This window comes from Gymnodinialimonas sp. (genome assembly GCF_059726805.1).
In genome coordinates this window covers 3,466,784-3,479,618 of sequence record NZ_AP041059.1, presented here as the reverse complement: position 1 = coordinate 3,479,618, position 12,835 = coordinate 3,466,784, and the positions used below count along the sequence as shown (strand labels likewise).

Genomic DNA, 12,835 nt, shown 5'->3' with positions numbered 1-12,835 from the left:
GCCTGCAGCCCCCTCAGGTGACGCTGCCGCAGATCGGCAGGACCGAGTTCACCTCGCCGTTGATCACCGGCGTCACCGCCTGCACGACGGCCCCTCGGATCGCGCCCTTGGCCGCATCCAGGATCAGCGATTCAATCGGGTGCAGCAGGACGTTGAACACCCCTAGCCCATCGATATCGACCTTGGCGCCCGTGTAGTTGATCGAAAGCTGGTTCAGACGCGCCTTGTTCAGGCAAATCTTCGATCCTTCCAACCCGGCGGTGAACGTGCCGGTCGCACTGGCCGAGACACCGCTGACCGTGACCGTCCCGGAAAGCCCGACCTCCGGTTTGATGAAGCCCAAATGCGCCTCGACACTGCCACCGGCATGGATCGACAGATCAGAGCTCAGGGTCGCGTTCAGCAGGATCGAGCCGTTCAGCACCGAAGCATCATTGGGGTCCGCACCGCCGTTCGTGATCTGAAGGGTGTGGATCGTCAGCGAGGACAAGCCCTTCATGTTGGTCAGTTCGTAATGGGCCGAGGCCCCGGCATGTCCGATCCCCAGGTTGATCGAGCCCGCATCCGCCGTACCGCTGGCAACGCGCGCCATGGGGTCGAGATGTTGCTGTTTAATTCCATTGGTGATCGCGGAGTTAATCTTGCCGAGGTTTTCACTGATCACAGTATTCAAAATCGATAGGACAGGATCCATCGGAGCTCTCTTTCGCAATTAGATTGTTATCGTAAAGAACGTTATCGGCGGCAAATTACACACCGCCGTCCAGAGCAATAGTGATACACGTAAAGACCGCCTTGTAAACAAATTTCCTTTTTCAAGTGAGTTCAAAGACCTGCTTGACGTTGTGCTGATTGCGCTGGCCTTTGACGGCTAATGTCAGAGGGAATCGACCAACGACGGACGGGACAGAATCGCAGGCTCCCGGCACCAGTGCGCCGGCGCGCGTGGCACCCGTGCGGAGCCTTCCAGACCTCGCCCGCCCGCACATTCTAGGCGCGCTGACGACATACTCAGACAAGAATCCTTGGCACCTTCTGGTGCTCAGTCTTGGCCGATTTCCTGCCCGATTTTTGTAGCTCTGGGGCGGGCCAAAGAGTGGCGAAAGAGGCCAAGATTCGACGCGTCAACCGCGCAAAACTCACGCGCCGGAGGCCGCAACGTGAGGCGGTCATCATGATGATCAACGCGCAGCGAGGCCATGTGGGACACATCAGAAGGGTGTAAAGCGAAGAGCCGGAAAGCGCCGGCATCAAGCAGGATGGAAGAGCGATACATGGTAAAAGATGTTGATAATCAATAATTTATGATAGTCTTCCAGATGCCGCATCCGTTCGGAAATTCTTGTCGTTCTTCAGTGAGCGAAACGAACGTGCCGTGGGTCCCCGCAAGAAGTCGACCGGTCATCGTTCTGTTGCGCAGATGCATCTCACCTGTCGCATCCGGGGCAAAAACTTGCCATGTGGCGTTACAATAATGTCTCGCTCGGCCCTCCAGGCACCGCTGTCGTGCATGTCATTACGACGCAATCACACTCTTCAGGAACGTCGGCGTCCTCAGGAAGGCCGCCCCCCGTCTTGACCTCTAGAGGCGCGGTTTCTCGCAAGACGAAAGCGGCTGTCACAGCGTCTCCTCACCGGCGGTTGGCGGCGCGCATCACGGCTCCAAGACCAAAGGGCGCTGCGCAGAACCGTTGCTTTTTTGCGAATGTCAGGTACGGTTGATAGGTATTGGTTTTTTTACTGTACGGGTGCTCCGCGCCCACGTGGTCGATTCTCTTTTTTTCTGCGAGGTTTTTATGTCGAACATTGCGGGCAAAGCCTATGCCATGAATGTTTTAACCCCCAGCGATCCAAAGATTACCTGGATTAATCGCCTGTTATTCATGGCCTCTCGCGGCCTTCCGCAATCGCTGATGGGATTATTGGGCCTGTCACTAATCCATTTTGCCCGCTGGGTCATCATCAAGCCCAAAGACTGGCCAGATCTAGGTCAGGGCAAAGAGCAGTTGAAGAACGACTACATGCTCTTTTGTTCCAACTTCAACGGCACCTGGGATCAGTACATCGATGCCTTCTCTGACGGCATTCCGGGCGGCCTGGACCTGTTCTGGTACGCGTCGGTCAAGTACCCGGAATCGATCCCGATCACGCCGTTCAAGGACTACATCACCTTCAACCAGATCAGCACCGACTACTATTACAACGCCACGCCGGGCTCGGCGCAGCGCGACGTCAAAACCAGCCTCTTGATCTTTGATGAGGTGCTCAAACTCGCGGATCTGCACGGATCCGCGACGCCCGAGGCGTTCGCCGCCGCCTACGAGAAGGCCGCCGTGGCCACGCAGGTGGGGCTCGGTGATCCGGGTTTTGGTCCCGTCGCCAGCCTCGACACGGAACGGGCCGAGGTCAATCGCCGCGACTTTGTGGAGGACACGCAAAAGCAATTCGCCCTGGTGCGGGCCCGTTTGGGAACGGAGTGAGCCATGCCTGATCTTGATAGCGGACATATCTTCCTGACGACCCTCGCGCCGATCAAACCCGGCGCGCCGGAAGATGACCCCCAAACCTCCTACGAGCAGCGCGCCCGCATCGCCTTGGCGAAGTTTCCGACCGCCAACCAATCGCCCGCGACGGTGGATGACCCCTACAACAGCCCGTTTGCGCGCAACATGCGCAATCATCTGGCGCGGATGTTCGTGCTCAACGATGCGGTCTACAACGGGCGCATCACCCAGAACCCCCTTGTCGCGGCGCTAACCGGCAACAAGCAGCAAGTGCCCCAATCCGTTGATCGCCTGAACGCGCCCTACCTGGTGTTTTGCGCCGATGTCGATGCGGTGATGGAGGATGGCGACCCGCTGCCCACCGAGTTGAGCGCGTCCAAGCAAAAGGCCGTGCGCGCCTCCTATGCCCGCAAGCTGTGGGAGACGATGGAGCAGGAGCTGCGCGACGTCTACTCGAACTGTTTCGCGTTCGAGACGGTGAACTCCGCCGATGATTTCGCCAAGTATCTGGAACGGTGCCACGTCGAGACGACGATGCCGTTCCACGATTACTACCTTGATCTGGGCGCTGTGAAGTTCCACGACCTGCCGGTCAAACCGCTCGCCGCCGCCGTGCTTGTGCCGCTGGTCCTGTCGCTCCTGTCGCTGGTGCTGTGGCTCTTTGGGGTCAGCGGTCTGCCGCTTCTGGGGTGGTCGACGCTCGGAACATTCATCGTGGCGCTCCTGCTGACCGTTCTTGCCGCCTATCTGGCAGTCAAATTCACGCTGTCCAACGGTGACAAACCGCTTGCCCCGGCCAAATACGATGACCTGCCATCGGTGCTCAAGGCCCTCTATATTCAGCAAAAATTCGCAGATTTCTACATTGAGAACCAAGGCCTGCCGCCCGATCAACTGCACGCCGCATTCGGGGCCTTCGTGGCCGAGCATGACCCCCACAACCGGCTCGTTCAGACCCAGAAGCCGGGCGTTATTTCCTCCGCCGATCCGCAAAACGTCACATTGAAAGACGCACAGCCCTCATGACACGTGTATTGAACCTCAATGATATTCAGGGGAACGTCACCCGCGCCTATGGCCGCTACTCCTTTCCCTTCGCCCGCTACGTTTTCTTCCACTTCCCGACACCGAAAGCAGGCCGCGATTTTCTCGAAGATGTGCGCCAGAAGGTGACAACCGCCGCGCGCTGGCCCACCAAGGAATCCCGCCCGAAATGCACCACCAACGTGGCGCTTACCTTCCCGGGCCTTCTGGCCCTGCAACTGCCCGTGCGCACGCTGCAGGCCATGCCGGACGAATACATCGAAGGGATGAAACAGCGCGCCTTCATCCTCGGCGACCGCGACCAGACCGCGACAGAGGATGAGGCGATCGCCAAGGATTGGGACAGCCACTGGGACCCGATCTGGCGCAAAAGCCGAGAGCCGGGGACGCTGGGCTTTGGCAAGGACGATGTCCATGTGATGGTCACGCTGAACGCCCAAAGCGAAAGCGACACGGTCTTCGACAAGCCCCACGCGGCCCTCGCCGAACGGACGGAGTGGCTGCTGGACGTCGCCAAAAAGCGCGGCGTGACCCATATCCAGGGCGTCGGGCAGAAGGGCGATCAGCCCTACCAGGACGCCAGCGCCGTGTTCGAGGATGTCGGCGGCACCATGGTGCCCACCGCGAAAGAGCATTTCGGGTTCACCGATGGCATCGGCAACCCGGTGTTCGAAGGCCAATTGCCGCTGGAGATTGAGGATACCGCCGTCATTGGCCGTGGCAAACGGATGGGCAACGGCTGGGAACCCTTGGCAACCGGCGAATTCATCCTCGGCCACCCCGATGAAAGCCAGGAACTGCCGCCCACCGCGAAACCGCCCGAGTTCATGCGCAACGGTACTTTTTTCGCCTTCCGCAAACTCCATGAGAATGTCGGCAGCTTCGATGCGGTCGTGAATGAAGAGGCCGAGCGCTACGCGGCGATCATGGACATCCCCCATGAAGAAGCGGTGGAGACGATCCGCGCCAAGATGTGTGGCCGGTGGTCCGATGGCGTGCCCCTGTCCGTAGTGCCGACCTATGCCGAATGGATCAAGTTCGGCGAAGACCACGGTTGGCGCGGTGAGGGCGTGAACCCCTACGAGGGGTACATGAAAAACCTCGCCTATATCGCCTCACCTGCGGCGCGCGACTTCCGCTATGCCGACGATATGGCGGGCCTCAAGTGCCCCGGCGGGGCCCATATGCGGCGGGTCAATACCCGGGACTACCTCGATCCGCTTAATGAGACCGGCGTAGCGGACGATGGCACCCAGCCCAAGAACGAGAATGCCACCACCGCGCTGAACAAGCGCCGCCGCATCTTGCGGCGCGGCCTGCCTTACGGGCCGGGCAACCTCGACAACAAGACGGACGACACCGAACAGGGCGTGATCATGATCATCATGGGCGCCAGCCTGTTTCGGCAGTTTGAATTCGTGCAACAGCAGTGGATCCAATACGGCCTCGATTTCCACCAGGGCAACAACACCTGCCCGATGCTCGGCAATCACGACGCCCACAAGCGGTTCACCATTGCGGCTGATCCGAAAACCGGCAAACCTCCCTACGTCATGAACAAGCTCAAGACGTTCGTGGAATGTCGCGGCGGGGACTACTTCTTTGTCCCTTCCATGACCGCCCTTCGCATGATGGCCATGGGGATCGTTGACCCGACCTGAAGCCACTTTTTTCCTGCTGCCAAAGGTCCCTTACATGATCACCGCCGTTTCCAACGTCTTTATCGCCATCTACCAGCGGCTCGCCCTTTGGGGCGAGGCGTTGGCCGCTTTGGGCTACCTGATCTTCGGGGGCCTGAAGGCGGCCCTGTCGGGGGGCATCGGGCCGTTCTTCCTGAACCCCGGCACCCAGCGGCGGGCCTTCGCGCTGTTGCGGGGCTTCATCCCGAACATCTCGCTCTCCAAGGTGATCATGAAGTGCTACGACAACACCGGAACGGCCGTTGTCACCCGCCGCGATGACGTCATCGATGTGCTGAACCGCAATGATGATTTTGAGGTCGTCTACGGCACCCGCATGCGTCAGCTGACCGAGGGCGATAACTTCTTCCTCGGGATGCAGCCGGGCTGGGACTACACCCGCGATACCTCCGCCATGCGGCTGGCCGCGCGGATGACCGATGTGGACGAGATCGTTCTGCCCCGCGCGACGGAACGCGCGGATACAATCGTGGCCGAAAGCGGGGGCAAGATCGACATTGTCCCCTCCCTGACGCTGGAAGTGCCTTGGGACATGACCGACACCTATTTCGGCTGCGGCGCAGAGCGCGCGCAGATGCAGGATTGGACCACTGCGCTGTTCTGGTATCTGTTCCTCGATCTGCAAGCAGATCCGGCCAAGGACGCCAGCGCGTTGGTCAAAGCGGGCGAACTGCGCGACTACCTCGATGCCCATATCGCCGACCGTAAAGCCAACCCCACGGACGCGCCTGATATCCTCAACCGATGCCTCGCGCTGCAATCCTCCGACACGCCTGGGATGAGCGATCTGGGCATCCGCAATAACATCCTCGGCCTGCTGATCGGCGCGATCCCCACCATCTCCAAGGCCTCCTGTCTGGCCCTTGATGAGCTTCTGAACCGCCCCGATGCGCTCGCCTCTGCCCAAAAGGCGGCGCGCGACGGCGATGATGCGCTGCTGGCGCAGCATTGCTGGGAGGCGCTGCGTTTCAACCCGTTCAACCCCGTCATCTACCGCCGCGCCATCCATGACACGCAGATCGCGCCGTCGACCCTGCGCCGCGCCAAGGTGGCAAAGGGTCAGATTGTTTTCGCGGCCAATTTCTCGGCCTGTTTCGACCGCTTCCGGGTGCCCGATGCCAACAGCTTCCGCACCGACCGCCCGTGGGAGACCTACATGATCTGGGGCTACGGCATGCACAATTGCTTCGGCGATCACATCAACCAGGCGGTCATCCCAGCGATCCTCAAGCCATTGCTGAAGCAGAAGAACCTGCGCCGCGCGCCCGGTGATGCGGGTCAGATCCAAGCCGGAGAGCTCGGCTTCCCTACCCATTTCCACCTCGAATTCGACACCTGAATTTCTTCTATAAAAGGGGCACGTCCCATGGCGACCAAACCGCTTCTCATCACGCTGCTGCCCTCATCGGGTGTCGATCTGGGCCGGTGGCTTCTGGCGCACTACGATGTCGCCTATACCGAACGCCCCCACGCGCCGATCTTCCACGTTCTGGCCTTGAAATACTGGGGTGTCGGCCCCGAGGAATATCCGCTTTATGTGGCCGAGGATGGCAAGACCAAGACCGCCGGGGGCCGCCCCATTGCGCATCTGTTCGAGCCCACGGCGCCCGATGACAAGAAGCTTTTTCCGGATCCCACGACCGAGCCTGAACTCGCCGCCCAGGTCGAAGACCTCACCAATTACACCTACCTCAAGATCGGCAACGACGTGGTGAATTGGTCCTATTGGAACTTCCTGAAATACAAATGGGTGGTCTGGCCGTCGCTCACAACGAAAGTGCCGTGGTACGAGAAACTGACCTGCCTTCTGGCCTTCCGCCTGATCCGTTTCGCCATGTACAAGGGCCTGAAGTTGGACCAGGGCGTCGCCGATGCCTCCCTGACGGAGATTTACTCCTGCTTCGACAAGCTCGATGACATGCTCTCGGACGGACGCCCCTATCTGATGGGGGATCGCATGACCTATGTGGACCTTGCCACCGCCGCGTCGCTGGGGCCGATGATCCTCGCCCAGGGCTATCACGGGATGCTCCCCAACCACGCCAAGTGCCCGGTCTTCATGCAAGAGATCTACCAGAACCTGCGCCAGCGCCCCACGGGCCTTTTCATCCAACGCATGTATGACACGCACCGCCCGTCGCAATTGCTACAGGTCTAGCCTTAGCCTGCCTTCAACGCAGGCAGGTCCACAGCCTCTGGCGCATCAAGGCGGACGTCCCCGACCCCCTTTGGCCAATTGAACAACAGGATCGCGGAGCCCTGGATGTTCTCGGAACGCAAGCGCTCCGGCAGGTCGCTCAGGGGCGCCCGGAAGACCCTCTGCGAGGGTTTAGAGGCATCGACGCAAACCTCCACCGGGGCACTCATCGGCAGGCCGCGTTCATGGAAGGCCTGGCAGATCCGCGTGGCCTGGCGCGCGCCCATATAGATCGCCGTCGTCGTGCCAGGCCCGGCAAAACGTGTGCAATCGGGCGCGGCAGCATCATCGCACCCGGTCCCCGTGGTCAGGATCAACGTATCCGATTGCCCCCGTTCGGTCAGACTCCTGCCCATCGCCGCCCCGGCAGCGGCCGCGGCGGTGACGCCGGGCACAACCTCGATGGTCACCCCGGCCCGCTCTGCCGCGTCGATCTCTTCCCCGGCGCGCCCAAAGATGCCCGGATCGCCGGATTTCAAACGCACCACGCGACGCCCCTTCAGGGCCTCGGCCACGATCACGCGGTTGATCTGGCCCTGGGGCCAGGTATGGGCGCCCACGTGTTTGCCCACAAACACCCGCTCCGCATCGCGCCGCGCCAGCTCCAGCACCTCCGGGTCAACCAGACGGTCATAATAGATCACATCCGCCTCCTGCAGGCGCTCGACGGCGCGCAGGGTCAACAGGTCCCGCGCGCCGGGACCCGCGCCGACCAAGGCGATGGAGCCCTTGGAGTGCTCCTCCGGCGCGCCGCCCTTGGCGATGGCCGCTTTGATCTGCCGGGCCGCCTCGCGCTCAGCGCCCTTGGTCCAGTCATCCCGGGGGCCGCCCTTGAAAACCCAGGCCCAGAACGCGCGGCGTCCCGCGCGGGGCACCCTTTCGGCCACGGCAGGCCGCAAGCGCCCGGCCAGCGCCGCCAACCCGCCAATGCTGAGGGGGAGCATCTGCTCGATCCGCGTTTTCAGATCGCGGCCCAGAACCGGCGCCGTGCCCTCGGTGCCAATCGCCACCACCACCGGATCACGGTCCACGATGGACGGCGTTATGATATCGCACAGGTCCGGTCGATCCACGACGTTGACTGGGCACCGCGCGGCCTGCGCCAAGCCGTGCAGCGCCGCGTCCCAGCCGGGACAGCCCGTGGCGATGAACGCCATGGCGGCATCTTCAAAGGTCTCGGGCCGCGCCGCTTCGGCATCGTGCGTCGCGCGCCCCGCCGCAACCAGCGCCTCCAATTCGGCGTCCAACTCGGGCGCAACCAGTACGATCTGCGCATCTGTTTTCAGGATCAAACGCGCCTTCTGCGCGGCTTGCTCGCCGCCGCCCGCGATGACAACGCGCCGCCCTGTGGTGCGGAAAAACATCGGAAAACTCTTCATGCCGCGTCCTCTTGTGCGTCAAGCCTGTCATACCAAAGGCTGTGCGCGTCCTGGGCCGCATCACTTATCCCAAGCGTATCCAGCGCCAGCGCCGCCGTGCCGATCACGATGGCCTCGGCGAAGGCATCACGCGCGCCGCCTGACCATAGCGCGCCCAGGCCAACCCCGGGCGCCACCTCGGCCAAACGACGTGTGTCGTCGCAAAGGGCGGGCAGGGCGTCTTCCCACGGCTGCCCCCCGCGCAGGCCGAATCCGCCGATTTGCTTGCCAGGATGCCGCTCAAACTCCCCGCCGCCGCCCTTGATGACGCTCAACGCCTCCCACCCCAGCAGTGCTGCCGCATCCGCTTGCAGCAACCGGTACGAGGGGTGGAACACGCCCTGCACGCTCGCCCGCGCCCGCGCTGGGTTAAACATCCGCGCCACCGTGTTGATGCAGGACCGCAGGCCCAGAACGGGCCGCAGCGCGAGCAGATCGAACAGGGCCGGGTGCAGGTCTTCCAGCGGCAGATACACGATGCCACCCTTGGACATGGCGCGTGCGGCTTCCGCCTCCGTTCTGGCCAGCGGGATGCCTGCCTCCTCCAGATGCGCGCGCACGGTCGCATCGCTGCCATTCCACCCGTGCAGTACCACCCGGTGCCCGGCCCGCGCGACCAGCCGCGCCGACAGCAGGAACCACGGCAGCCCGCGCGTGCGCCCCGCCGCATAGCTTGGCCAATCCAGATCTGCCTGCACCGAGAATGCGCAGCCCTGCTGCGCGGCATGGGCAAAGCCCGCGATCTCCCCGGCCACCTCTCCCTTCATGCGCAACAGCATCAACAGCGCGCCCACAGCCTCTGGCGCGGCCTCGCCCGACAGCATCAGCGTCATCGCCGCCTCGGCTTCCGCCCGGGTCAAGGAGCGTGACCGTCCCGGCCCGCGCCCCAGGGTTGCCACATGAGGCGCGAGGCTCATTCCGCCGCCTCCCTGTGCGACACCCGCGCCAAAAGAGCCGCCAGTTCCGGCCTGCAAGACCCGCAGTTGGTGCCCGCCTGCAGTGCCGCACCCACGGCCTCCACATCCATCAACCCCTTGCTCTCAATCGCAGCCGTGATCGTGTTGATCCCGACCCCAAAGCAGGCGCAGACCACCGCGCCGGGATCGACGAAATCGGCCGGGGGACGGCCCGTCAGGACACCGGGCGTCAAGGTGCCGGGCAGGGTGGCGATGTAGTCGCGCATCACCGCGACTGGCGTGGGCGAGACGAAGAGCGCTGCCATCAGCCGTCCGTCCTGTTCAAACGCGATGCGCGCCGTGCCCCGGGCCGCGTCCTGGTAGATGGTCGCGGTCGCATCGGGCAGGGCGAACATGCGCCGCGCGGTGGCCTCCCAATCCGCGGGCATGGCGTACCCTGCCAGCTCAGACCGCGTGCCCGTCTCGCTGGCCGCAACGGCCCAGTAATCAGACTCCAGCCTCATCGGGTTGGCCGAGACGGCAAAGCCGTACCACGCGGCCTCCATTTTCTTGACCGACACGACCGCCGCCTTGCTTTCTGGCTGGCCCGAGACCGGGTCCGTGGCCGCCGCGACAAGGGCGTCGATCCGGCCCGTGGGCGCGGTTTCTCCGGTCCAATGCATCGGCGCGAACAGCTGCCCGGGGGCGACATCCTCGGTCAGGCGTACCCGCAGGATGGCCTTGCCGTGGGCGCTCGTGACCTCCGCCAGGTCGGCGGGCTGTATCCCAAGAACTGCGGCGTCCCGGGGATGAATATCAAGGTAGGGCTCCGCCAGATGACCCGAAAGACGCGGGCTCAGGCCGGTGCGGGTCATCGTGTGCCACTGGTCGCGGACCCGACCGGTGTTCAGCACAAAGGGGTAACTCGCTGTCGGGGCCGCGGCAGGCGCGCGCGCAGTCACGGGCAGGAAGCGGGCTTTGCCATCGGGGTGAAAAAACTGCCCATCCGCAAAGAAGCGCCCGCCGTTGGGGCGGGCGTCGGTGCCCGACGGCACCGGCCAGCGGGTCGGCTCAAAGGCGTCGTATTCCGCGTCGCCGAAATCTTTCAGGCCCGAGATGTCGAAGTCTCGCCCAAACCGCGCCGCGATCCCGGAGAGGGCGGCATATTCGCGGAAGATCTCCGCCGGGCTCGCGTAGTCAAAGGCCGCGCGCCAGCCCATCCGCCGCCCGACCTCGGCCAGGATCGCCCAATCGGGCCGGGCCTGGCCCGGCGCGGGCAGAACCGCGCGCTGGCGGCTGATCGTGCGGTCCGAGTTGGTGACCGTGCCGTCCTTCTCCGCCCAGGCCGTGGCGGGCAGAAGCACGTCGGCCAGCCGCGCCGTGTCCGTCGCGCCGGTCACATCGCTGACGACGACGAAATCACACCCGGCAATGGCGTCACGCACCGCGTCCGCCTCGGGCATGGAGACGGCGGGGTTGGTGTGAATTATCCACAGCGCCTTGATCCGGCCATCGTCCACGGCGCGGAACATGTCCACCGCCTTCAGCCCCGGCGCCTCGGGCATCTGCGGCGCCTGCCAGAACCCCCGCACCGCCGCGCGGTGCTGAGCGTTCTCCAGGTCCAGGTGGCAGGCGAGCATATTGGCCAGCCCCCCCACCTCGCGCCCGCCCATGGCGTTGGGCTGCCCGGTCACGCTGAACGGCCCCATCCCCGGCTTCCCGATCCGACCCGTTGCCAAGTGACAATTCAGGATCGCGTTAACCTTGTCAGAGCCTGAGGACGACTGGTTCACGCCCTGGCTGAAGATCGTCACGACCTTCTCTGTCCCGATCCACAACCTGCAAAACGCCGCGATCTCCGCCTCGGTCAGCCCCGTCGCGCCGCCCTCGTTCATCGCGGCGCGCAACGCGTCATCGAACCCGTTCGTCTGCGCCAAAAACGCCTTGTCCAAGGCGCCGCCCTCGTAGATCGCCGCCAAAAGCCGATTGAACAGCGCCACATCCGCGCCGGGCGCAATCGCCAGATGCATCTCCGCCCCGTCGCAACTCGCCGTCCGGCGCGGGTCAATCACCACCACCTTCGCTCCCGAGGCCCTCACCCGCTGGTACAAAACCGGATGACACCACGCGAGGTTTGAGCCGACCAACACCACCAGATCCGCCTGGTCCAAGTCCTCATAGGTCCCCGGCACCGTGTCCGTGCCGAAAGCGCGCTTGTGCCCCGCCACGGTCGACGCCATGCAAAGCCTTGAATTCGTGTCGATATTCGCCGATCCGATGAACCCTTTCATCAGCTTATTGGCGACGTAATAATCCTCACTCAGAAGCTGGCCCGAGACGTAGAACGCCGCCGCGTCGGGCCCGTGCTCCGCCACAGTCGCGGCAAACCGGTCGGCCACTACCTGCAGCGCGTCGTCCCAACCGACCTCCAATCCATTCACGACAGGCGCGCGCAAACGCCCCCCCAACCCGACCGTCTCGCCCAAGGCCGTTCCCTTGGAACAGAGCCGCCCGTGGTTCGCCGGATGCTCCGGATCACCGCGCACCGCCAGCCCGCCGGCCCCATCGGGGCGCAGCAACACGCCGCAACCCACACCGCAATAGGGACAGGTGGACCGGACCTCGGGCTGTGGCACCGTGCCGTCCATCATGCCGCCCCCCGGCGCGACGCGACCCTCACGCCGCCTGCCTCGCTGCCAGGGCAGCACCATCGATCAACACGCGCCCCGCCTCGACCCGCACGGGATAGGTCGCAACGCGCCCATCCTCACCCACCGCCTGACCCGAGTTCAGGTCGAACACCCAATTGTGCAGCGGGCAGGTCACCGATTGCCCATGGACAATCCCCTCCACCAAGGGCCCGCCCTTGTGGGGGCAGGTGTTGGACGCGGCAAAAACCTCCTCCGCCCCGGTGCGAAACACCGCCACGCAGCCAAGCTCGGTCTTCACCAACCGTGCGCCCCGCTCGGGGATCGCCTCAATCGCACCGATATCAATCCAAGGCATGACGCGCCCCCTTCCTCGTTCCAAAAATATCCCGGGGAGTTTGAGGGGCTGGCCCCTCAATTTGGGGGGA

General features: G+C 63.6%; 10 protein-coding genes. 5 read left to right on the top strand and 5 right to left on the bottom strand.

Features of this window, described 5'->3' with window-relative positions; translation table 11 throughout:
* Window positions 1-13: 13 nt before the first annotated feature.
* Window positions 14-694, bottom strand: a complete 681-nt coding sequence (locus AC6I9R_RS16935; RefSeq protein WP_461427301.1) for an LBP/BPI/CETP family protein — start codon at window positions 692-694, stop codon at window positions 14-16.
* A gap of 1,054 nt (window positions 695-1,748) precedes the next feature.
* Between AC6I9R_RS16935 and AC6I9R_RS16930 the strand changes: the two genes are divergently transcribed.
* Genes AC6I9R_RS16930 through AC6I9R_RS16910 form a run of 5 tightly spaced genes read left to right on the top strand, consistent with a single transcriptional unit; the run spans window position 1,749 to window position 7,406 of the window.
* Window positions 1,749-2,480, top strand: a complete 732-nt coding sequence (locus AC6I9R_RS16930) for a hypothetical protein (protein ID WP_461427302.1) — start codon at window positions 1,749-1,751, stop codon at window positions 2,478-2,480.
* A 3-nt stretch (window positions 2,481-2,483) separates the two neighbouring features.
* Window positions 2,484-3,530: a hypothetical protein gene (locus tag AC6I9R_RS16925; RefSeq protein ID WP_461427303.1), complete on the top strand. Its 1,047-nt coding sequence runs from the start codon at window positions 2,484-2,486 to the stop codon at window positions 3,528-3,530.
* Window positions 3,527-5,209: a Dyp-type peroxidase gene (locus AC6I9R_RS16920; RefSeq protein ID WP_461427304.1), complete on the top strand. Its 1,683-nt coding sequence runs from the start codon at window positions 3,527-3,529 to the stop codon at window positions 5,207-5,209. Before AC6I9R_RS16925 ends, AC6I9R_RS16920 begins: the two co-directional genes overlap by 4 nt.
* Before the next feature lie 34 nt (window positions 5,210-5,243).
* Window positions 5,244-6,587 (top strand): cytochrome P450, encoded by a 1,344-nt coding sequence (locus tag AC6I9R_RS16915; RefSeq protein ID WP_461427305.1) that lies wholly within the window; start codon window positions 5,244-5,246, stop codon window positions 6,585-6,587.
* 27 nt (window positions 6,588-6,614) lie between these two features.
* Window positions 6,615-7,406, top strand: coding sequence for a glutathione S-transferase C-terminal domain-containing protein (locus AC6I9R_RS16910; RefSeq protein WP_461427306.1), 792 nt, complete (start codon window positions 6,615-6,617; stop codon window positions 7,404-7,406).
* Between the two features lie 2 nt (window positions 7,407-7,408).
* Here the strand turns inward: AC6I9R_RS16910 and cysG are convergent, their stop codons facing one another.
* From cysG to nirD, 4 genes are read right to left on the bottom strand one after another with little or no spacing between them, the layout of a single operon-like run.
* Window positions 7,409-8,824 carry a siroheme synthase CysG gene (cysG, locus tag AC6I9R_RS16905; protein ID WP_461427307.1) on the bottom strand — a complete coding sequence of 472 codons (1,416 nt, stop codon included), beginning with the start codon at window positions 8,822-8,824 and terminating at the stop codon, window positions 7,409-7,411.
* On the bottom strand, window positions 8,821-9,780 hold the full coding sequence (locus AC6I9R_RS16900) for a glycosyl transferase family protein (protein ID WP_461427308.1): 960 nt from the start codon (window positions 9,778-9,780) through the stop codon (window positions 8,821-8,823). The genes cysG and AC6I9R_RS16900 overlap by 4 nt, the downstream gene beginning before the upstream one ends.
* A complete protein-coding gene (locus tag AC6I9R_RS16895; protein ID WP_461427309.1) occupies window positions 9,777-12,407 on the bottom strand; it encodes a molybdopterin-dependent oxidoreductase in 2,631 nt (876 codons plus the stop codon). Before AC6I9R_RS16895 ends, AC6I9R_RS16900 begins: the two co-directional genes overlap by 4 nt.
* Window positions 12,408-12,435: 28 nt before the next feature.
* Entirely contained in the window at window positions 12,436-12,765 is a 330-nt protein-coding gene (nirD, locus tag AC6I9R_RS16890) for a nitrite reductase small subunit NirD (protein ID WP_461427310.1), read from the bottom strand.
* Window positions 12,766-12,835: the final 70 nt, after the last annotated feature.

Excerpts from the sequence above, each read along its gene's own strand:
- AC6I9R_RS16935 (WP_461427301.1), bottom strand. The coding sequence starts at position 694 with ATGGATCCTGTCCTATCGATTTTGAATACTGTGATCAGTGAAAACCTC.
- AC6I9R_RS16925 (WP_461427303.1), top strand. The coding sequence starts at position 2,484 with ATGCCTGATCTTGATAGCGGACATATCTTCCTGACGACCCTCGCGCCG.
- AC6I9R_RS16920 (WP_461427304.1), top strand. The coding sequence starts at position 3,527 with ATGACACGTGTATTGAACCTCAATGATATTCAGGGGAACGTCACCCGC.
- AC6I9R_RS16915 (WP_461427305.1), top strand. The coding sequence starts at position 5,244 with ATGATCACCGCCGTTTCCAACGTCTTTATCGCCATCTACCAGCGGCTC.
- AC6I9R_RS16910 (WP_461427306.1), top strand. The coding sequence starts at position 6,615 with ATGGCGACCAAACCGCTTCTCATCACGCTGCTGCCCTCATCGGGTGTC.
- cysG (WP_461427307.1), bottom strand. The coding sequence starts at position 8,824 with ATGAAGAGTTTTCCGATGTTTTTCCGCACCACAGGGCGGCGCGTTGTC.
- AC6I9R_RS16900 (WP_461427308.1), bottom strand. The coding sequence starts at position 9,780 with ATGAGCCTCGCGCCTCATGTGGCAACCCTGGGGCGCGGGCCGGGACGG.
- AC6I9R_RS16895 (WP_461427309.1), bottom strand. The coding sequence starts at position 12,407 with ATGGACGGCACGGTGCCACAGCCCGAGGTCCGGTCCACCTGTCCCTAT.
- nirD (WP_461427310.1), bottom strand. The coding sequence starts at position 12,765 with ATGCCTTGGATTGATATCGGTGCGATTGAGGCGATCCCCGAGCGGGGC.